Genomic DNA, 22,749 nt, shown 5'->3' on the forward strand with positions numbered 1-22,749 from the left:
TATTGGTCTGCAATGACCTAAATTTATTCTATATCTTACAACAAGATACTATTTTATTTTGTGAACTAAATTTAGATTTTCAGATGGAAGAAATTCAAGAATTTATAAAAACGGTAACTCCTATAATTGCTACTGTTGTTGCTATTTTTGGAATTATTAAATATTTCGATAGTAAACGACAAGAATTTAAGAAGAGAATCTGGGAAGAGCGAAAATCTTTATATTATGAAATAACAAATTATACTTCAAAGATTGCAATCGCTAATACCATTGATATTATACATGACGAATTGAAAGGTTTCTGGTCTATGTACTATGGTAGATTATCTATTATTGAAGATGCTAATGTATATGTGGCAATGATAAACTATGGTGAAGAATTAAAAAAAGTTGAGCATGATAAATTAATCCCTTCTCAATCTAATTTGAAGAATCTGTCTTTTAAACTGGCTATAGCCTGTAGAGTCTCATTACAGAATACATGGGAACCTGTGAAATTAGAAAACCTAGGGAAACTTCATAAGACTCAAAAGAATCAAAAAAACTCATAACTCCTAAAAAAGAAAAGCATCCTTTGATTAAAGAATGCTTCGTAGTTTCCCGTTTTTATTTAAATAGTACATACTGTATCTACTTATACATATCATTCCCACAAATATGAATAATCTACAGTAAGAAAATTTAATGTTCCCTTCCTATTGTATTATTATAACTTTAAAAATTAGGCCAATCTTTCAATGCCTATAATCATCATTTTATATCCGTTATATGCTTTTTCTAATCGAACTCTAGAAAACCAATGAATTTTACCTTTATAAAAAATAGGTAGCATTAAAAATTTTTCTTTTGTTTTTCGAACTCTGTGATTCTTCTTTTTACTTTTAATAGTGAACATATATGCTGTTTTTATATGAATTTAAGTGATAATGTATGTAACAAAGTAACTCAATATTACTTTAAATGTTTAAAAATTGACCCGGACAAAAAACAGACAAAATAAAAGTCTGATTTTAACACCTTAACAACACTAAGATGCTTCCAAGTATTCTAGTATAGAGCTCCCTTTAGGAGCATTAACTTTTTTACGTAATCTAGAACGACTTCTTACAACACTATCATTAGAAATAGCCAACATTGTAGCTATTTGTTCAGTGTCTAGATATAGCTTCTCCATAGCTAATAAACGTTCTTCAGATTTTGTTAATTTATACCCTTTGTCTTTCAATTTTATAAAAAAACGTGGATGGACTTTTGTAAATTTTTCTTTGAAAATATACCAATCATCAGAGGTTAAAATTTTAGTGGTGGTTAAATCTTGAATTTTATATATAACCTCTTTCCCTCCTATTTCTTCTTTCAGTTTTTCTATTTCTTGAGTCAGAGATTCTTGAACTTTACTTTTTTCTATTAATTGTTTTGTGAATTCCTCAAGATCTTTTTTATTCTTTTCTATTTTCATCGCTAAAGCTTTTCGCTTTAATTTTCCCTTTAACCAAATAAGATATGATATCACAGTAGAAAGTAATAGTATAGCCACTATAACAATCCATAATGTTTTTTGTTTGGCTTTTGCTATACTTTTATCTTTCTCTAGTAATGCAATTTCTGTTTCATTTTTAAAAATTTCGTTGTCTTTTCTTTGCGTTTCAAATTGAGATTGATAATACAAAAATTTATTTCTTTTAATTCTTGCATCTTCTAAAGCTTTAGCATCAGTATATTTTTTCAAATATTTATAAGAAGCATTATATTTATTTTGAGCGGCAAGCACTTCAGACATTTCTTTATTTGCATTGATAAACATATCTACATCTCCAATATGATTTTCTTTAGCTAATAATTCTTCATAATATTTTTGAGCAGTACTATGTTTATTTTTTTTCTTATAATATCTACCATTATACAATAAATACGCATTTTTATCATGCTTTAATCCCTTTACTTTTAATTGTAATTGTGTTTCAAAAATTTTAAGATATTTATAACTACTATCTAATTCATTCTTTCTCAGATGATATTTAATTTGTGTTTTTAGTTGGTAAGTTTCAAGCCTACTTTTCATATTCTCATCTGAAATTTTTTTTAAAGTAATTTGAGCAGAATCAAGATACTTTTTTGCTGTATCTATTTCATCTTTTTTAAAGTAAGATGTAAATAAATGCGAATAGGCATTAAAGATTGCAACATTATTTTTTATGGCTTTTGCGTTCGATAAAATTCTTTTTCGTTCATATATCGCCTTATCATGAAAACCATTTGTCCCATATAAACTTGATAATTCATTAAGTGTATAATTTGCATAATCTTTATCTCCTAAGGCATCATATAAGTTATAAGCCTCTTCAAAACGCTGAACACTATTGATAAAGTCATTAAGGTCAAAATATACTTGTCCTGCAAAAAAGCGAGCGTCCGCAGCAAAAATAGAATCTTTATTTTTTAGAAAAAGATCTCCTGATCTATCGTAATCTATAACCGCATTATCTAATTCTTCCCTATTGTAATAATACCCTCCTCTTTTTAATACAATGTGTGCTTCAGAACTTATCTTTTTGAAGTTTTTTTTGAACTTAAGTATGTTTTGAATTTCTAGAAGTACAGAATCTAATTGTCCTTTATTTGAATACTTCTGAATAATAAATCTTGATTTTTCAGCCGCCAGATCATATTGCCCTTCCTTCTTTGAGAGGCTAACAACTTCTTTCAAATATTTCAATTGATCAGGATGATTACTTCTGACCATTTCTTTAGTAAGAGAATCTAAAATTTGTATACGCTGTTCTATTGACTTTACTTCTCTTAACTTTTCTTGTAATTCATCTATCTTATTCTGCGAAAAACCGGTTTTTAACGCACACAAGAACAAAATGAAAAAAAAATTTTTATTCATGAACTTAGCTTAGTTAGTTAACATAGTGAGGGTTAGATAAACTTATAACCTAAACTTAAATGACTTAATGTGTGGTGGAAAATTAACAAAAAATTATGAACAAAAAAAAGAGTTCCTTTATGGAACTCTTTTGTACTTGATAATGAATAAAAATATCTCTTTTTTAGATATCTCTTTTTTTAGAATTCAAGAACCAACTGTTAGTTAGTTTTGAAACTTTAGCCTATAATTATGAGGCCATTGATTTTTACTTTAACACGATCTTTTTTGATACATGCTTAGCTTCAGATTCTAACTTTACTATATAAACTCCTGTTTGAGTATTTGGTAATGTTATTACATTTTTACCATTTCCTAAATAGTTTTCATTTAAAATCTCAGCTCCTAAAATATTAAACACAGATACATTGAAGTTTTCACCTTGAATACCTTCTACAACTATATGTTTATCTGAATTATATATTCTAATATTTGATATCTCCTCAGTCGGAGTTGATAATACTTTAGATGATTTTACATGTAAGAAGAATCTTCCTGCTTCATTTACATCTGTTTGTGCTTTAATTGTATATGTTTCAGATTCTGATAATTCTACATATTTCCCTAATTCTTTATCTTCTAAGTATAACTGAGTATCATCTGATAAAGAGAAAGAGGCCGCACTAAATACTAATTCTTTACCCTTAGTAGCTTTAACTCCTACAGGAATTACAGTAGTTTCAAAACTATCATTTGGTAGTGATTGATAGGTAAAGTTCACATCAGAAGAATTGTCTACTAACTTTGTGAATATATCTACATCTGCTCCGTCAAAATTTCCAACATCATATCCTGCATCTAAACCATTAGTATACTTTTCACCATAGAAGATACTTGTTTTTACTGTTCGATTATCAGCATTTACATACAATTCAACTTTTGGAATAGTTGTTTTAGTATTTCTAGCAAATACACCAGAAGCAGTTGAATTTACAGATCTTTGTGCTTGGTTAAATACAACACTAGTGCTTGAATTGGTTCTTATAAAGAAACCTTGTCCAGGTGCTAATTTACGTTCTGCACTTACTAATGAATTCGCTACATATTTATTCTGGCTACTATCCCATAAATACACTCCAACGTTTACTGGATCAAAATTAGCTAAGTTATCTTGTATAAAGTTTTCATTTGAATTGGCATTTACTGGTACAAATGCTGAATACGGGTTTCCAATTGCATTCCATTGCGAAGCAGCAACAGTTTTATTAAGATTAGCCGTTTCTAGAGTTCCTGTAAATGAAACTGCTCCATCTGAACCTCTAGATATAATGTATCCTCTACCCTTTTCAAATGTTAATGCATTAGTTGCTAAATCATTTTCAGTATAATATACCCATTTAGATCCTGCAGCATTACTATCGTCATAATATGCTACTGCATATCTATTTGGAGTTACTGTAGGATTCACACGAATATTATTTGCAGGATTTTCAACAAATTCTTTGATACTTTGTCCAACCACTGGTGCTGAAATTATACTCCATTGGTTTGCTAATAAACCTCCTCTTTCGTAAGTTACTGTTCCATTAGCTGCACCTCTAACAATAAAAGCTCCACTATCAGATGCTGTAGAAGTGATAGCCACTGTTCCACTATTATCAAAATCAGCAGCTACAATTGCACCTCCATCTTCGGCAATAGTAAATGAAGAAGAAGCTTCTACTGTTAAATCATTCATTTCAGCTACAACTCCTGAAGCGATATTTGGTGTAGTAGCTACATTTGGTATTGTAACATTATCCGTTGTTAATGGTAGTAAATCCCCATCCCAATTGGTTGCTACATTCCATACAGCACTTGTACTTCCATCCCAAGTAGATACATTATCTCTTGTATGTAAATAGAACCTTCCTATTCCACTTTCAGCTGCTGTTAATTGTACTGTATACGTATTTACTCCATCTAATAATTCAAATGTACCTAGATCTCTATCTTCAATAAATACTTGAATTTCTGCAGGTAAATTAGAATTATTTGCTCCAAAAACAACTTCTTTTCCTGAAGCAGCTTCTAACCCAATAGGAACAATCATGGTTTCATAATTTGAATCAGGTAATGATTGGTATGTAAAATCACTTGTAGATGAGCCATCAACTAAATGTGTATATACATCGAAAGCTGCTCCTCCAAAATTCCCTACATCAAATCCTGGATCTAAACCTATAGTAGCTCCGCTACGATATCCAATTGTAGTCAATACAGTTACTGCATCAGAAGTTGCAGATAATTCAATAGTTGGTACTGAATTTAATACTCCTTGTTGAAAACCTTGAGTTAAAGTTATATTTGAATTCGTTATAGTACCTGCTATAGGCTGCCCTATGGTATAATCTAAAGTTACTGTTCCGTTGGAAATTGAATTTCCTCCAGCTCCAATTACCGACCTTCCAAGAGATTGTGCATTGGTAGACACTAAGGATAATCCTATTAGTGTTGAGAGTATTATTTTTTTCATAAAATTCATGAGTTTATGTATGTAACAAAAATATATGCTTTTTTTAATCTATACTAAATGTAATTCCGTCTAATGAAACCCAATTTTGGTTGACATTAAATCCTGTAGCGACCACAACAGTTCCTGAAGGATTCACATCTACTCGTATTGATCCATTTTCAGTTTGAACAGAAAAAATACGTGTTTTTTGAGGTCTAAATCCAACTGGTAATGTCATAATAGTATCTCCATTAGCAATTGCTGCATTTTTTCTAACCATTCCTTCTAAATATACTACATTATCATTCAATCTATATCTAGGATCTTGAAAAGTAGTAACACTAAAAGCTGAGTTATAATTTTCCCATCCTGCTGCTGTATTCAATCCTGCAGAAGTATATGCCGCTACTGCTGGAGCTGATGTAGGTACATCTATCCAAGTTACATTTCCAGAACCATCTGTAGTCATTACTTGGTTTGCTATACCATCTTGTGCTGGTAACGTATACGAAGCTCCAGATCCTTGGTTATCACCATCAATGGTTAATGAACCATTTAAAGTAGTATTACCATTTTTTAACATTACTAAAGCATCGCTTCTTACAGCACCTGAAACTTGCCCTCCATTACCAATTACAAATAAACGATCTGTTTCAACCCAGTTTTCTTTATCTCCAGTAGCATCCATAGTATTATATATTCCTAGACTCACTTGGGAACGAGAATCAGCAACTAAATTTCTACCCAAAGTCATAGACATTCTACCTGAAGTATAATTACCTTCACCAAAAGAAGCAGAACTTTGTCCTTCAGCAAAACTATATGCTCCAATAGCTATGGAATTTCCTCCTTTTGCACTAACTTGATTCCCTAAAGCAATTGAACCGAAACCAACGTTTGAATCATCCCAACCATTAAGTACAGTTAAACCTGCTCTAAAAGCTCCTTTACTCTTATCAAAAAACATTCTCGTATCATCATCTGTTGTAGTATCATCATTGTTTAACTGTGTACTACCAAATACAAAATCGTCTGTTGCAATATCACCGGAAGCATTACTTGTAACGTTTGAAGCTGTTGTAAAAGTACCTCCAGCATTTGACCAAGATACATTTCCAGCACCATCTGTAGTCATTACTTGATTTGCCGTACCATCTTGCGCTGGTAATGTATATGAAGTGCCTGAACCTTGATTGTCTCCATCTATAGTTAAAGAACCGTTTAATGTTGTATTTCCATTTCTTAATATTACTAATGCATCACTTCTTGTTGCTGATGTACCATTTCCAACTACTAATAATCTATTTGTTGGTTCAGTAAACGAAGATGGGGCTACTGGTGTATATTCAGTATTATACACACCTAAACTTGTTTGTAAAGGTGAGTTTGTTATTAAATGTGAACCTAATCCATAAGAATTCGCAGCATCAGTTACTACCCAATCTCCTAAAGCAATAGAAGTATCAAAATTTGCTCGGTTACGATCACCAATGGCAACACTATAAATTCCTTTCGCTAAACTTGCATTCCCCATAGCAATTGTCCAACGCTCTACATTCGCATCATCCCATTGATCACCCCAAGCTCTACCTGCTCTAAAAGCTCCTTTACTTTTATCAAAGAACATTCTACTATCATCATCAGTAGTACTAGTATCATCATCTAATTGTGTACTACCAAATACAAAATCATCCGTAGCTGTATTTCCTAAAGCATTACTTGTTACATTAGTTGTTGTTGAGAAAGGTCCACTTGCAGTAGCATCAGACCATGAAATATTTCCTGAACCATCAGTAGTCATTACTTGATTTGCCGTACCATCTTGTGCTGGTAATGTATACGACGCTCCAGCTCCTTGATTATCTCCGTCAATTGTTAAAGAACCATTTAAGGTAGTATTACCATTCTTTAACATCACTAAAGCATCACTTTTACTTGATCCTGTTGTACCATTTCCAATAACAAACAAACGATCTGTACTAATCCAACCAGAAGCATCAGGTGAACCTGGATGTACTGAATTCCATTGACCTACAGTAAACTGAGCAAATGATTCTGAAGTTAAACGAATCCCCGCTGCTGTTGCTCCATTACCTGTAACTGTATTATTATCACCTAATACTGATCCTGCATATCCTGAAACCACATTAGATATACCTGCAGCGAATGTAGCAAATCCTGATGCTATATTATTACTACCTAAAGCTCCAGAATGAAAACCAATATTCCCATCATTCCATTGATTACCTGTTACTTGACCAACTCTAAATGCTGATTTACTCTTATCAAAAAATAATCTACTGTCATCTGCAGTTCCAGAAACACTTGTTAATGATGAATTACCAAATAAGAAATCATCTGTAGCTGTATTACCTCCTGCGTTACTAGTTAAATTACCTGAAGTTGTAAATACACTCTGAGAGGGAGCGTTTACCCAATTTACATTTCCTGAACCATCGGTACTCATGATCTGATTTGCAGCACCATCTTGAGCTGGTAATGTGTATGATGCACCTGACTCTTGATTGTCTCCATCAATTGTTAAAGTTCCATTTAATGTTGTATTTCCATTCTTTAACATCACTAAAGCATCAGAACTGTTAACTCCAGTAATATCTGTAGTTCCGTTACCTACTACCAACAAACGATCAGTCTCTACAATTCCGTTAGCATTTCCTGCTACACCTGTATTGTAATATCCTAATGTTGTTTGTCCGTAAGCTTCAGCTGTTACTCTTCTTCCTATTGATGTAGCATATGCTCCAGAAGCTGTACTATTATTTCCCATAGCTATAGAAGAAATCGCTGAAGCTACTGTAGTATTTCCTAAAGCCACAGCATCACGTCCTGAAGCATTCGCCGTAAATCCTGCTGCAAAGGCATTTTCTCCTGCTGCTTTAGGGTTTAATCCAAAGGCTGCTGAATATGCTCCCACATTAGCATCAGCAAAAGCATTTTGTAAACCAATATCTCGTCCTACTCTAAAGGCTGCTTTACTTTTATCAAAAAAGATTCTGTTGGCTGCAGTAACATCAAATCCTGTTTCATTTGTTGGTGCTCCAAATACAAAATCATCTAATCCATATGTTGTATTACCATTACTAGTTACATTGTTGGTTGTTGTAAGAATAGGTGCAGCTGATTGGTCCACCCAACTATACACCCCTGAACCATCAGTGGCTAATACTTGACCGTTTGTTCCTCCATTTGGTAACTCATTGGGAACATTTTGCCAACTTACAGCTGTTCCATCTGTAGTTAAAAATTTACCTGTTTCACCTGTTTGAACTGGTAATTCTATTTCGTTAGTTGGATCGGCATCTAAATCATTATTAGAAACCCAAGAAAAAACACCTGCCCCATCCGTTGCTAATACATATCCATTTGTTCCCCCATTTGGAATAGCAGAAGCAGCAGGTGTAACCCAACTTATATTTCCTGAACCATCTGTTTGCATAATTTGATTTGCTGTACCATCTTGCGCTGGTAACGTAAATGCTCTTCCGGTTCCTTTATTATCTCCATCTATTGTTAATGTACCGTTTAATGTGGTATTTCCATTTTTCAACATCACTAAGGCATCACTATTCAATGCCAAATTGATATCTGGCTGTCCATTACCAATTACAAATAAACGATCAGTATCCACCCAAGTATCTTTTGATCCAGAAACAAAGTTACTATACTGTCCTAACTGTATCTCTGCTAGTGAGTTTGCATTTAGTTGTCTACCTATTGCAGTAGAATTCACTCCATTTGCTCTTGCATTCAAACCAAATCCTCTTGCATAGTCTGCAAAACCTCCTGCATTGGTTCCAAAAGCAAAGGCTTCATTCCCTGTTGCATTTGCATTTCTACCCATAGAAAATGAATTCGTTCCGCTTGCTATTCCTCCTTCTCCAAATCCTATTGAATAGTTTCCTACATTAGCATCATTCCAGTCAGAACTATCACCTCTTCCTGCTCTAAAAGCGGATTTACTTTTATCAAAAAAGAAACGAGAATTTAAAATAGAACCTGTACTAGCTCCTTCTAAGCTATTGCTACCAAAAAGGAAATCGTCAGCAGTAATGTCACCTGCTGCATTACTAGTAATATTATTTTCTGTTATAAAAGTTTTGTCTCCAGAAATTGCAGCATAGTTGGCAAAAGGTACATGCTGCAATGGAGAAGCACCAATGACAACATAATTAGTTCCTCCAGTAACATCAATTCCAGTTTCTAACCATTGATCTTGTGTACTCCAATTAATAGCAGCAAAAGAGTTGCTTGTTGTTCCCTTACCTACCGATAACGATAATACCCCTTGCGCACTTGTTGTAGCTGAATGGGTTTCTGAATAAATAACTGATGCTCCCCCTGCTGGACTCCCTCCATAAATTTTTAGTTGTACTCCTACAGATTGATTGGCTATAATAGCTCCTGAAGCATCTCTAACTACTACCTGATAATTAAACGATTGTCCAAAACTTTGAATCGTTACAAATAGCGTCATTAAAAAGCTTATTGTTTTTATTTTGCTCATGGTTATTGTTGTTTCTACTTATTGTACAGGTAACTTTATGTGTACCCTAGTTTTTTTTCTAAAAAAAACACGAGCCAGAAAATTAATTCTGACTCATGCTATGGTAATAACTTGAATTTCGCTATAAACCATTAGCTCTCAATGTCATACCCAAGTGTTTACACTTTATCCATTCAAGCTTATTTACCATTTTTGTTTAACAACTTTTGTTGTAATGTTTGTAATGTTTTTTCGATGTTTTTTAACTTTTCTTCTTGAGCTTTAAGTTGTTTTTGTTGTTCTTCAATTATTTTTTGTTGCTGCTTTGTTGCTTCAACTAAATACGGGGTAATCCTTCCATAATCTACTCCATCAACTTCTCCATCTTTTCCTTTTTGTGCTGCTTGCGGAAGAATTTTATTTACCTCTTCTGCTATAAATCCAAAATCATTATGACCACCATGAGATGTATTCCATGTATAGGTTACTCCTCGTAATTGATTAATAATTTGAATTGCATCTTTTATATCATTTATATTATGCTTCCACCTACGACTAGAATACGTTGGAAAGCTTTGCGCATAAACGCTTGGTTGTGCTGTATCTCCACCTCCCGGGCTATCTCTAAAATAAAATGCATTGTTTGCGTATCCAATAAAGTCTTCACTTGTACCTGCATGACCAAAAGAAATGGAATTCCCCTCGGTACCAACATAGTTAGTATCTGGACCGAAAGCACTAGGAAAATCAACTCCCTTTGTAGTTGTTAATTTACCGTTAATATTGGTGTTCCCATTTTTTAATATAGTAAGTGCATCACTTCTATTAAGAATACTTGTTCCATTTCCAATTACAAACAAACGATCAGTAGCAACACGTTGTGTTTTATTCCCTGCTATTTCTGTATTGTAATTACCTAAAGAAACTTGTCCATAGCTATCAGATACCGTTCTATTTCCTATAGCTACACTATATGTTGAGTTTGCTATATTTCCATCTCCTATAGCTATTGCATCTTGTGCTGTTGCTTTACTACCATCTCCCATTGCAACAGAAGAATCTCCAGAAGCAATACTGTTATAGCCTGCTGCGAAAGCCGCATAATTTGTAGCTTCATTTCCTTCTCCTAAAGCCATAGATGATGAACCTGATGACGTATTACTTTCTCCAACAGCAAACGAAGCATTTTCTGATGCTAAATTTCCTCTACCTAAAGCAATAGAATATTCACCTAAGTTTGTCTCATCCCAATCACTATTAAATACTCTTCCTGCTCTAAATGCTCCTTTACTTTTATCAAAAAAGAATCTAAAATCATCAGTAGTCGTTGAAGTATCATTATCTAATTGGGTACTTCCAAATACAAAATCATCTATAGTTAAATTTCCTGAGACATTACTTGTTACATTAGCTGTTGTAGAAAAGACTCCATTGCTATTTATATTTCCCCAGCTTACATTTCCAATCCCATCTGTAAGCATTACTTGATTAGCGAGTCCATCTTGTAATGGTAAAGTATATGGAGCTCCTGAACCTTGATTATCTGCATCTATTGTTAATTGACCATTTAGAGTTGTATTTCCATTTTTTGATATAGTAAGTGCGTCACTTCTATTAAGAATACTTGTTCCATTTCCAATCACAAACAAACGATCAGTGGCAATACGCTGTGTCTTATTTCCTGCTACTTCTGTATTGTAATTACCTAAAGAAACTTGTCCATAGCTATCAGATACCGTTCTATTTCCTATGGCTACACTATATGTTGAATTTGCTATATTTCCATCTCCTATAGCTATTGCATCTTGAGCAGTAGCTTTACTGCCATCTCCCATTGCAACAGAAGAATCTCCAGAAGCAATACTATTGTAACCTGCTGCGAAAGCCGCATAATTTGTAGCTTCATTTCCTTCTCCTAAAGCCATAGATGATGAACCAGATGACGTATTACTTTCTCCAACAGCAAACGAAGCATTTTCTGATGCTAAATTTCCCCTACCTAAAGCAATAGAGTATTCACCTAAGTTTGTCTCATTCCAATCACTATTAAATACTCTTCCTGCTCTAAATGCTCCTTTACTTTTATCAAAAAAGAATCTAAAATCATCAGTAGTCGTTGAAGTGTCATTATCTAATTGGAGACTTCCAAATACAAAATCATCTGTAGTTAAATTTCCTGATACATTACTGGTTACATTAGCTGTTGTAGAAAACACTTTATCACCACTTTTAGTAGCATAATTTGCATAAGGTACAGATTGAAGTTCTGATGTTCCAATTACCAAATAATTTATACCTCCTGCTATATCAATGCTTGTTTCCAACCAGTAGTCTCTAGTACTCCAATTAATATTTGAAAACATATTACTTGTTGTACCTTTTCCTACTAAAAGTGATACTACACCTTGTATATCTGTGGTTATTGTATGCGTTTCCGTGTAGACTACAGTTCCACTTGTAGTTGGATTACCTTTATAAATTTTAATCTGTACACCTATAGTATGATTCTGTAATATAGCGCCTGAGCTATCTCTAATCACAGCTTGATAATTGAATGTTTGTCCTACTACTTCTAAAGACAAAAATAGTAATATGAAAAAGCTAGTTATTTTAAATTTCATCATTGTTATAATATTGCACCTATTTATTGTACAGATAACTTTTAAGCTACCCTAATAAAAAAACACGAGCCAGAAAATTAATTCTGACTCATGCTTTGGTGGTAACTTGAATTTCACTAGAATCTATTAGCCCTCACTGTTCTAGCCAAGTGTATACACTTTATTCATTCAAGTTTATTTACCACTTTTATTTTAATCTACTCTAAAAGAAATTCCATCTAAAGAAACCCAATTTTGCCCTCCATTATGAGCTGGTCCATTAAAAACTACATTTCCATTAGCAGCAACATCAATTCTTACAATACCAGCTTCGGTAGAAACTGTAAAGATTCTTTGTTTTTGAGGTCTATATCCAACAGGTAATGTTAACATAACTTCACCCGCAGTGATTCCAAAAGTTTTACGAATTAACCCTCCTAAATATACTCTACCATTATCTACATAATATCTTGCGTCTTCAAAACCATTACCATGCACAACACTATAGTTTTGCCACCCTGAACCAAATGTTGGACTTGAAACTGCTTCTAATCCATAGTTAACCCAAGTTACATTTCCAGCACCATCCGTTGCCATTACTTGGTTGGCTGTTCCGTCTTGAGCAGGTAAAGTATACCCTCTACCAACTCCTGTATTATCAGCATCAATAGTTAATGAACCATTCAATGTTGTATTTCCATTTTTAAGCATTACTAATGCATTACTTTGCGTAGATAAAGTTCCATTTCCAATTACCAAAAGTGGATCTGTAGCTATAAAACGAAAATCACTCCCTCCTAATGGTACATTATTAATTCCTAAAGAAATTTGTGAACGCGAGCTTGTAGAAACATTATCTCCTATTGCTATTGATGCTACACCTGAAGCAATATTTGATGCTCCAATAGCAATACTTCCTCCAGTTGTAGTTTGATTACTTGACCCAATAGCTACTGAATTGCCTCCTGTTGCTGTATGATATCTTCCTAAGGCAATTGCCTCTGTTCCGCTTGCAACACTTCCTATTCCTGCTGCAAAAGAAGCATATCCAACATTGGCATCTTCCCATTGATTTCCTACAGCTCCTTCTGATAAATCATCTGGTGTCACACCAACTCGGAACGCAGCTTTACTTTTATCGAAAAACATACGATGATCATCATCATTGGTAGTTGCGTCATTCGCTAACTGATTACTACCAAACACAAAGTCATCTGTAGCAATAGTTCCAGAAGCATTACTTGTAACATTTGAAGTTGTTGAGAATGATCCTCCTGAAGCATTCCCCCATGATACATTTCCAGCACCATCAGTAGTCATTACTTGATTTACTGTACCATCTTGTGCGGGTAAAGTATAACTTGCTCCAGTACCTTGATTGTCTCCATCAATAGTTAACTGCCCATTTAAGGTTGTATTTCCATTTTTTAACATCACTAAAGCATCACTTCTCTGAAAAGAAGCTCGTCCGTTTCCAATTACAAAGAGACGATCGGTAGCTGTAAATCCTTCTTTGGCACCATCGACTTGTGTATTAGCCAATCCGATAGCAGTCTCTCCGTAACTTCCTGAATATGTTAAAAAACCTGTTGCGATTCCTCCAAAAGCTGTTGCTTTATTTGCAGTACCTATAGCCATAGAAAAACTGTGCGTTAATTCGTTATCATCTCCAATTGCAAATGCACTAGTACTATTTATAACACGATTTCTTTCTCCAAAAGTCATAGATTGCCGAGATTTTGCATCAATATTATTTACATTTCCTATAGCTACAGAATTTCTTCCTGCTACAATTGAACCTCTTCCCATAGCAATGGATTCTTCACCTACATTAGAATCATTCCACTGATCACCTAGTTCATTATCTTCTGGATCATTTGGATCTAAATCTATCAATCTTCCTAATCGAAAAGCGGCCTTACTTTTATCAAAAAAGAATTTTGAATTATCATCTGTAGTAGTTGGGTCATTATCTAATTGTGTACTTCCAAATACAAAATCATCAGTAGCAATGGCCCCTGAAGCATTACTTGTTACATTTGCAATAGTAGAAAACACTTTATCACCACTTTTTGCTGCATAATTTGCATATGGTACCGATTGGAGTTCTGAAGCTCCAATTACTACATAATTTGTTCCTCCAGCTATGTCAACACTTGTTTCCAGCCAGTGATTTCTTGCATTCCAATTGATATCAGAAAAGATATCACTTGTTATTCCTTTTCCCACTGAAAGTGATATTACACCTTGCGTATTTGTGGTTATTGTATGCGTTTCTGTGTAGATTACAGTTCCACTTGTAGTTGGGTTTCCTTTATAAAGTTTAAGCTCTATTCCCACAGTATGATTTGATAGTATATCTCCCGAACTACCTCTTATTACTACCTGATAATTAAATGTTTGCCCTATTACTTCAACAGTTAAAAATAGTAGTATGAAAAAGCTAGTTATTTTAAGTTTCATCATTATTGTAATATTACACCTATTTATTGTACAGGTAACTTTTGAGCTACCCTAGTTTTTTTCATAAAAAATTACTTTTAAAAAAAAGCATAAGTCAGATAAATAACCTGACTCATGCATAGACAAACAAATTTTAAACCCTCTAGTTTAAAGTCGTGTAATCATATAACCGTTAAATCCACTTTCCGATTGAACACTCCAAGATGTATCTGTACTTGAGTACACTACACATACTACTTCTTGATTTTTAGATAACTTCATTACTCCACTTACATTCAACGTATGATAATTAGTTCCTGCGTCTCCTTGGAAAATAGCATGCATTCCATTTTCTAAGCTTAATTGTCCTTTAATTCCGATTAATAATCGAGCAAACCCTGAATTGATCCCATCAAAACGAACTTGTGCAGAAAAATAATACAATCCATCTTCTGGTGCTGTAAACTTTCCTGTGGTTTCATCAAAATGATTTCCATTATCATGTAAATTTCCTACTGAAGCATCACTTGTTCTCCAAGAAGGTACTTCTAAAAAACTTCCTGCTCCAGATAACACTAAAGTTCCTGATAAATCTGCAGAAAAACTTGGTAGACTATTTACTTTTAATGAGTTTGTTGTAACTGAATTTGTAGAAATATCAGACGTCCATTGAGAATCTCCTGAACCATCACTTATTAAAATTTGACCATTTGTTCCTCCCGCAGGTAATTCTATCTCATTGGTTGGATCATAATCCCCGTCATTAACTGCATCATTAGCCCAAGTATAACTTCCACTTCCGTTTGTGCGTAATACTTGACCATTTACACCTCCTGTTGGTAATTCTATCTCGTTAGTTGGATCATTATCTGCATCGTTTACTGCATCATTCACCCAAGTATAATTTCCGCTTCCATCTGTACGTAACACTTGACCATTAGTTCCTCCTGTTGGTAAAGTAGTACCTGCTGAAACGTTAGTCCAATTCACATTCCCTGCCCCATCTGTACTCATTACTTGATTTGCAGTACCGTCTTGTGCTGGTAAGGTATAAGAACGTCCAGCCGCAATATTATCAGCATCTATGGTTAATTTACCATTCAAGGTTGTATTACCATTTTTACGCATGACTAAAGCATTACTTCTATTTCCATCACCTGTACCGTTTCCTACCACAAACAAAGCATCTGTAGCTACATAACTATTATGCGTTCCTAAAATTCCTTCACTAAATAAACCTATTGTCTGTTGCCCATAACTTGTAGCTTGAGAACCCGCTCCTAAACCAACCGCATAGATACCCGAAACGCTATTGTTTGTTCCTAGTGCTATAGATCCAAAACGAGAAGCTAAGTTATTATATCCAGCTGCAAACGCATTTTCTCCACCCACACCGTTATAACTACCCAAAGCAGTTGCTGCTATTCCTTGCACTACAGAACCTCTACCCATAGCTACAGAATAATCTCCTACGTTTACAGCATTCCAATAGTCATCAAATCCATCGTTACCTGTTGAGTTCCCTACACGAAATGCTCCTTTACTTTTATCAAAATACATACGTACTTCATCTCCTGAATTAGCAACTCCATTAGCATCTAAAGTAGCATTACCAAATACAAAATCATCTGTAGCGATATTCCCTGATACATTACTTGTCACATTAGCTGTCGTTGAAAAAGCTCCTGGAGCAGCTACGTTTATCCAAGATACATTTCCTGAGCCATCAGTACTCATCACTTGATTGGCTAAACCATCTTGTGCCGGTAACGTATATCCTGCACCAGCACCTTTATTATCTCCATCAATAGTTAATTGTCCGTTTAATGTTGTATTACCATTGCGTAACATTACTAAAGCATTACTTCTCGTATCTGTTTTTCCGTTACCAATTACAAGAAAAGGATCCATATCATTAAAACCTACTGCATTCGGTATGGTAGCTTCGTTGTAAAAACCTAATACCATTTGTCCCCATCTATTTGTAGTCAAGTTATTACCTAGAGTATAACTATTTCCTGCACTAATGGTATTGTCTGACCCTAAAACATGTGCATATAAGGTATTACTTGAAGCACTAATAAGTTTGTTTCCATTTCCAATCGCATAGGAATTATTCATATTTTCTATGCGATTACCCTGTCCAAGTGTCATAGAATTCGAAGTATTAGACTCTATAGTATTTGAGCCTCCTAAAGAAACTCCTCCTGTTCCTTTTACTAAACCGCCACGACCCATAGCTATAGAAAAAGATCCCACATTAGCATCATTCCATTCTTGACCAGCATCTGCACCTCCTTCAGCGTTATCACTTAGAAAACCTACACGAAAAGCTCCTTTGTTTTTATTAAAAAACATACGACTGTTATCGGTAGTATTATTTGGAATATTATCTAATTGCGAACTTCCAAAAACAAAGTTATCGTTAGCTATGTCACCTAAAGCATTACTAGTTACATTACTTACTGTAGAAAAAGTTCCAGAAGTACCTGCATCAACCCAGTTTATATTTCCTGAACCATCTGTACTCATCACCTGATTAGCAGCTCCATCTTGTGCTGGTAACGTATACGCTCTTCCTGATCCAGTTACATTATCACCATCAATAGTTAAAGTACCATTTAGGGTAGTATTACCGTTTTTAAGTATAGTTAAAGCATCACTTTTATTATCAAAGGTTCCATTACCTATAACAAACAAACGGTCTTCAGGATGCCTCAAGACATTGCTATTTGCCTGAGTTCCTACATTAGGTGTGTTATTATGACCTAATGTTATTTGGCTTCTTGTTTCAGAGGTTAGATGTTCTCCTTGTGCAAATGCATAATTTCCTGTAACTCTATTTTGATCTCCAAAAGCTACACCATTCGAAGCTCTTACAGTATTTGAAGAACCCGCCGAAAATCCATTAAAGCCATCGGCTACTATGTTTTGGTATCCAAATGCTGCTGATCCAACTCCTATATTAGCATCATCCCAAGAACTATCATTTGATGTACCTGATCTAAAAGCTCCTTTACTTTTATCAAAAAAGAATCTTCTATCGTCATCATTTGTCGTATTATCACTAGCTAATTGTGAGCTACCAAAAACAAAATCATCTGTTGTTGTATTTCCTGAAGTATTACTAGTCACATTACTTTCAGTTGTAAACGACTTATCTCCTGAAGTTGCTGCATAATTTGCGTAGGGTACACTTTGTAATTGTGAAGTTCCAAGTACTATATAACTTGTTCCTCCATTAGTATCTATTGCAGTTTCTAACCAATGATTTCTAGAATTCCAATTAATATCAGTAAATGTATCACTTGTTGTTCCACCTCCTACAGAAAGTGATATTATACCCTGCCCACTTGTAGTTACTGAATGTGTTTCTGTATACACAACTGTACCGCTTGCTAATGGATTTCCTTCATAAATTTTGAGTTGTACCCCAACTGTTTTATTAGATATAACAGCGCCAGAGTTGTCTCTAACTACTGCTTGATAGTTGAACTCTTGTCCTACAGCTACATAAGCTATGAGAGAGCATATAAAAAAGCTAACTATTTTTAGTTTAGTCATGATTATAGTATTTTATCTATTTATTGTACAGGCTATTTCTTGTCTACCCTATTTTTTTATTTAACTTTTTTATAAAAAAATAAGTCCGAATATATATTCGGACTTATTACTATTGGAAGATATGTTTTATGCTACTAAAAACCTCCCCCTGGTGGTTCTGGGCTTGCTGCTTGCGCTTTTTTTGGACTTAATATTAAATACGTTCCTAAAGCTGTTAATGCAGTATACTTACCATATTTTCCTAACTTTTCTAATGCTTCTTTTCTAGAGATCTCATTGTCTTTCGACTTTGTGTTTTCCATTTTATTCATATTATTATTCATTATCTGTTTTATTCTTTTTAATTCTACTTTCTATAAACTGTACAGGTAAATTATAAACTACCCTACTTTTATTTTGAAAAATTTTTAAATTTTTATTTTAACTCCGAGTTTACCTCATATTATCTTTAAGGGAAAACCGGAATTATCTGAATAATTAGATACTATTTTTTATTTCTCAATTATTATTTTTTTATTTTTCGTTATTGATTCAGTTGTCACGCGGACAATATAAATACCTCTTGCCACTTCAGGTAAGTTTATACGATTCTTTCCCGTACCTTTATAGCTACCTTTAAAAATAACTCCTCCTAAAGTATCATGTAATTTGATCTCAAAATTATTCTCTTCGATTCCTGATATTATTAATTCTGAGTCTGTATTGTAAATATTGATATTCTCTTTTGTAAAATCTGAAACTGTAGACTTACCTGATTTTGTATGTAAGAAAAATCTCCCTACTCCATTTATATTTTCTTTTGCTTGAATTTCATAAGCTGTAGTTGGCTCTAATTTTATAAAGTTATTTAACTCTTTATCTTCTAAATATACTTCAGTTCCTGTTGGTAAATCGGTCATATTTGCGGTAAATACAACTTCTGATCCTGCTTTAGCTTTTAATCCTACTGGAATTACTTTATTTTCAAGTGCTTCTTCTGGTAATGATTGATAAGTTAAATTAGTTTTAGATGTACCTGATACTAAATGAGTAAACACATCTAAGTTTGCTCCATCAAAATTACCAATATCAAAACCTGGATCTAATTCTAGAGTTGCATTAGTTCTATAATCAATTTTTGTAATAACTTTTATATCATTAGAGCTCACTTGTAATGCAATACTTGGAATTCTTTGTATTCCTTTGAAAACACCACCTACATTTTGAGTTGTACGTAATGATTCTTTAAAAGTAATTGAACTCACTCCTGTACCTGTCCTTACAAAGAAACCTTGACCTGGTGCTAATGATCTAGCTGAACTAGCTAATGAACTTGCCACATACTTATCTTGTGTATTATCCCAAATATACACTTCATTATAAGTAGGATCTAAATTTGAAATATTATCCTGAATAAAATTCACTCCTCCATTTTCATTTACTGGAATATATGCTGTATATGGATTACCAACTGCATTCCATTCAGAAGCAACTACACTTTTATTAACATCTGATGTTTCTATTGTCCCCGTAAAAATTATTGCTCCATCTGTTGCTCTTGAAATGGTATAACTTCTACCTTTTTCAAAAGTTAAGGTATTTGTTATTAAATCATCTGTAGTATAATATACCCATTTCGTTCCTGTTGGTCTACTATCATCATAAAATCCTACCGCATATCTATTTGGGGTAACCGTAGTATTGATACGAATATCATTTGCTGGATTTTCTACAAAATCTTTAATACTTTGTCCTGAAACTGGTGCAGTTACTATACTCCACTTATTTGCTACTAAGCCACCACGTTCATAAGTGATCATACCATTTGAAGCTCCTTTTACTAGTAACGTTGCACTAGAACTTCCTGAAGAGGTCATAGTAACTGATCCGTTATTTGTAAAATCTGCATTTACTATTAATCCACCATCTATAGCTAACGATGAAGATGCATCTATAGTTAGGGTATTAACTTCAGTATTTGTTCCACTAGTAATTGTTGGAGATGCCGCTACATTTGGTATTGTAACATCATTTCCTGCTACTGGTGCCATACCTGTATCCCAATTCGTTCCTACCATCCAGTCCGTACTTGTACTTCCATCCCATACAATTGCTGAAGGATTTAGAATTGTTAAATCATTAGATACAAATGTTATATCATAATTTGTATTACTTAATGTTCCTAAATTAATAGCATAGGTACCTATTGTTTCTCCTGTAGCTCTATTTAAACTTCCTGTAAAAGTATCTCCTCCTACTAATGTTCCTGAAGTAATAGCATATGTAAATTCAGGATCTGCAGCACCAACATATTTTGTTTTTGCATCTGCTGTAACTTCGATGGGTAACATATTTACTGTAAGGATTTGGGGTATATCCATAGCTGCATTGTAAACGGAATTACCCGATTGTGATGCCGTAACTGTTGTAGTACCTGCTCCAACTATAGTAACTGTGTTTCCAGAGATCGTTGCTACTGAAGTATCAGAACTTGTATATGTGATGTCTAAACCTGATGAAGTAGTTGCTGATAAATCAAAATTAGCGTCACCATAGGTAACATCAGAAAGTGCTCCAAAGGTAATGGTTTGATCTTCTACTCCATCTATAAAATTACTTGCACTACCATCTAAAGCAAATTGATTTAATGTTCCATTATTTCCACTGATAGAGCTATCAATTACTTCCGTAATACTTGTATTATCTGTTCCTGCAGTTCCTTGATTGTATTTGTAATACAATACTAAACCAGATTCTGTTCCCATTAACTCAGTATTCATAGTACTATTAAGCTCTGCTTCTGATCTGGCTATATTCCATAAACGTGTTTCTTCTAAATTTCCATCTAAAGGATATGGATCTCCGCCACCTGTAGATCCCGCTCCAATTTGTAAAGAATTATTATTAGGAGTAACACTACCCGCTGAGGCTGTTTGTGAAGCCACTTCAGTACCATTGATATAAATAGCCGTTTTAGTGCCATTGAATGTTACTGCCACATGGTACCATGTATTCGCAGATAAAGATGATGTCCAGTTATAATCTGTAAAACCTGTTCCAAATCCTGCATGATAAAAACGTAATGTTTTTGTTCTTTCAGTTAACAACATTAATCCATAGGATTCTGTAAATCTTGATTTCGCAAAAAAGCATTGCCAATCCCATCCATCACTAAACCTAGTAATGAAATCAAATTTCACCCAGGTTTCAAAGGTAAAACTTGTGGTAAAATCAAGGCTGGCATCATCGGGTACTTCAATATAATCATAAGTTGCGTTTACTGGACCATCAAAGTTCAATACATTGTTTTGAGCATACATACTATTTGCTCCTAACCAAATTAAAATCATTAGGCAACATACTTTTATGTTACCTCTAAAGTTGTAAAGCTGTTTCATAAATTTTACGTAAAGTTTATAATTAGTGTTTATATATATTCTACTTTTTTGTGTTAAACAGCATAAGTCAGAATACAATTTTGTATTCCAACTTATGCTTGAATAGTAAGTTTAACTTATCTAAAAATCATCCCCTAGAACTTTTAGATATATAGCTTCTGCTGTATACTTACCATATTTACCCGATTTTTAAGGTTTATTTTTTAAGAAGTATTTTCTTGTCTTTAACTCCAACTTCTGTTCGTACTTGAACTACATACACAGCTTGTTCCATTGGTGGTAATTCAATACTATTCTTCCCTGTTCCTTGATGATTTCCTCGATACACTACTTTTCCTAATAAATCATATATAACAAGCTCAAAATCTTGTGAGATAATCCCTTCTATAAATACTGTAGACTTTGAATTGTAAATTGTTATATCATCTAAAGTAAATGTTGGAACTGTTAAACTATTAGACTTGGTATGTAAGTAAAATCTTCCTACTCCATTTACAGCTTCTTTTAACTGAACTGTATACGATGCTGTTTCGCTTAACTTTACATACTCATTCAATAATCTATCTTCAATATAAATCTCAATACCTGATGGTAGTGCTATCATTTTTGAAACGAACTCTATTTCACTACCAGCGTCAGCCTTAACTCCCAATGGAATACTAGTTGTTTCCATAGTTGAAGTTGGTAAAGATTGATGCGTAAAGTTATTCGCTAAAGAACCATCAACTAGATGAGTGAATACATCAAATGCTGATCCATCAAAGTTTCCGATATCATAACCAACATCTAAACCTTCTGTAGCTTTTTCTGAATACGATATTTTGGTTTTAACTGTAGTATTATTTACACTTGCTCGTAATTCAATAGTAGGAACTGATGTATCTATATTCCTTCCAAAT

General features: G+C 33.8%; 11 protein-coding genes. 1 reads left to right on the forward strand and 10 read right to left on the reverse strand.

Annotated features, from left to right (window positions below):
* Window positions 1-83 precede the first annotated feature (83 nt).
* A complete protein-coding gene (locus BVC87_RS16055; RefSeq protein WP_075343417.1) occupies window positions 84-551 on the forward strand; it encodes a hypothetical protein in 468 nt (155 codons plus the stop codon).
* 170 nt (window positions 552-721) lie between these two features.
* Here the strand turns inward: BVC87_RS16055 and BVC87_RS23480 are convergent, their stop codons facing one another.
* The 10 genes from BVC87_RS23480 to BVC87_RS16100 all read right to left on the reverse strand — a co-directional run.
* On the reverse strand, window positions 722-895 hold the full coding sequence (locus BVC87_RS23480; protein ID WP_159439373.1) for a hypothetical protein: 174 nt from the start codon (window positions 893-895) through the stop codon (window positions 722-724).
* A 132-nt stretch (window positions 896-1,027) separates the two neighbouring features.
* Complete coding sequence (locus tag BVC87_RS16060) at window positions 1,028-2,890, reverse strand: tetratricopeptide repeat protein (protein WP_143569805.1); 1,863 nt, start codon at window positions 2,888-2,890, stop codon at window positions 1,028-1,030.
* Window positions 2,891-3,137: 247 nt separating this feature from the next.
* The gene (locus tag BVC87_RS16065) at window positions 3,138-5,384 is read right to left on the reverse strand and encodes a T9SS type A sorting domain-containing protein (RefSeq protein ID WP_075343419.1); all 2,247 of its coding nucleotides are present in this window, start codon (window positions 5,382-5,384) and stop codon (window positions 3,138-3,140) included.
* 43 nt (window positions 5,385-5,427) lie between these two features.
* Window positions 5,428-9,888 carry a beta strand repeat-containing protein gene (locus tag BVC87_RS16070; protein ID WP_083629536.1) on the reverse strand — a complete coding sequence of 1,487 codons (4,461 nt, stop codon included), beginning with the start codon at window positions 9,886-9,888 and terminating at the stop codon, window positions 5,428-5,430.
* A 179-nt stretch (window positions 9,889-10,067) separates the two neighbouring features.
* Window positions 10,068-12,491, reverse strand: a complete 2,424-nt coding sequence (locus BVC87_RS16075; protein WP_083629538.1) for a tail fiber domain-containing protein — start codon at window positions 12,489-12,491, stop codon at window positions 10,068-10,070.
* 189 nt (window positions 12,492-12,680) lie between these two features.
* On the reverse strand, window positions 12,681-14,933 hold the full coding sequence (locus BVC87_RS16080) for a hypothetical protein (protein ID WP_143569806.1): 2,253 nt from the start codon (window positions 14,931-14,933) through the stop codon (window positions 12,681-12,683).
* A 144-nt stretch (window positions 14,934-15,077) separates the two neighbouring features.
* Entirely contained in the window at window positions 15,078-18,473 is a 3,396-nt protein-coding gene (locus tag BVC87_RS16085; protein WP_075343423.1) for a beta strand repeat-containing protein, read from the reverse strand.
* A gap of 134 nt (window positions 18,474-18,607) precedes the next feature.
* The gene (locus BVC87_RS23705) at window positions 18,608-18,775 is read right to left on the reverse strand and encodes a hypothetical protein (protein WP_200799205.1); all 168 of its coding nucleotides are present in this window, start codon (window positions 18,773-18,775) and stop codon (window positions 18,608-18,610) included.
* A 189-nt stretch (window positions 18,776-18,964) separates the two neighbouring features.
* The gene (locus tag BVC87_RS16095; RefSeq protein ID WP_083629540.1) at window positions 18,965-21,850 is read right to left on the reverse strand and encodes a LamG-like jellyroll fold domain-containing protein; all 2,886 of its coding nucleotides are present in this window, start codon (window positions 21,848-21,850) and stop codon (window positions 18,965-18,967) included.
* A gap of 196 nt (window positions 21,851-22,046) precedes the next feature.
* The coding region (locus tag BVC87_RS16100) for a T9SS type A sorting domain-containing protein (RefSeq protein ID WP_143569807.1) at window positions 22,047-22,749 on the reverse strand (703 nt) is incomplete at its 5' end.

Source organism: Tenacibaculum agarivorans, from assembly GCF_001936575.1.
Classification (GTDB): Bacteria; Bacteroidota; Bacteroidia; order Flavobacteriales; family Flavobacteriaceae; genus Polaribacter; species Polaribacter agarivorans.

What these genes read in the sequence shown, in the direction of transcription:
- BVC87_RS16055 (WP_075343417.1), top strand. Translation starts at nt 84, where the DNA reads ATGGAAGAAATTCAAGAATTTATAAAAACGGTAACTCCTATAATTGCT.
- BVC87_RS23480 (WP_159439373.1), bottom strand. Translation starts at nt 895, where the DNA reads ATGTTCACTATTAAAAGTAAAAAGAAGAATCACAGAGTTCGAAAAACA.
- BVC87_RS16060 (WP_143569805.1), bottom strand. Translation starts at nt 2,890, where the DNA reads ATGAATAAAAATTTTTTTTTCATTTTGTTCTTGTGTGCGTTAAAAACC.
- BVC87_RS16065 (WP_075343419.1), bottom strand. Translation starts at nt 5,384, where the DNA reads ATGAAAAAAATAATACTCTCAACACTAATAGGATTATCCTTAGTGTCT.
- BVC87_RS16070 (WP_083629536.1), bottom strand. Translation starts at nt 9,888, where the DNA reads ATGAGCAAAATAAAAACAATAAGCTTTTTAATGACGCTATTTGTAACG.
- BVC87_RS16075 (WP_083629538.1), bottom strand. Translation starts at nt 12,491, where the DNA reads ATGATGAAATTTAAAATAACTAGCTTTTTCATATTACTATTTTTGTCT.
- BVC87_RS16080 (WP_143569806.1), bottom strand. Translation starts at nt 14,933, where the DNA reads ATGATGAAACTTAAAATAACTAGCTTTTTCATACTACTATTTTTAACT.
- BVC87_RS16085 (WP_075343423.1), bottom strand. Translation starts at nt 18,473, where the DNA reads ATGACTAAACTAAAAATAGTTAGCTTTTTTATATGCTCTCTCATAGCT.
- BVC87_RS23705 (WP_200799205.1), bottom strand. Translation starts at nt 18,775, where the DNA reads ATGGAAAACACAAAGTCGAAAGACAATGAGATCTCTAGAAAAGAAGCA.
- BVC87_RS16095 (WP_083629540.1), bottom strand. Translation starts at nt 21,850, where the DNA reads ATGAAACAGCTTTACAACTTTAGAGGTAACATAAAAGTATGTTGCCTA.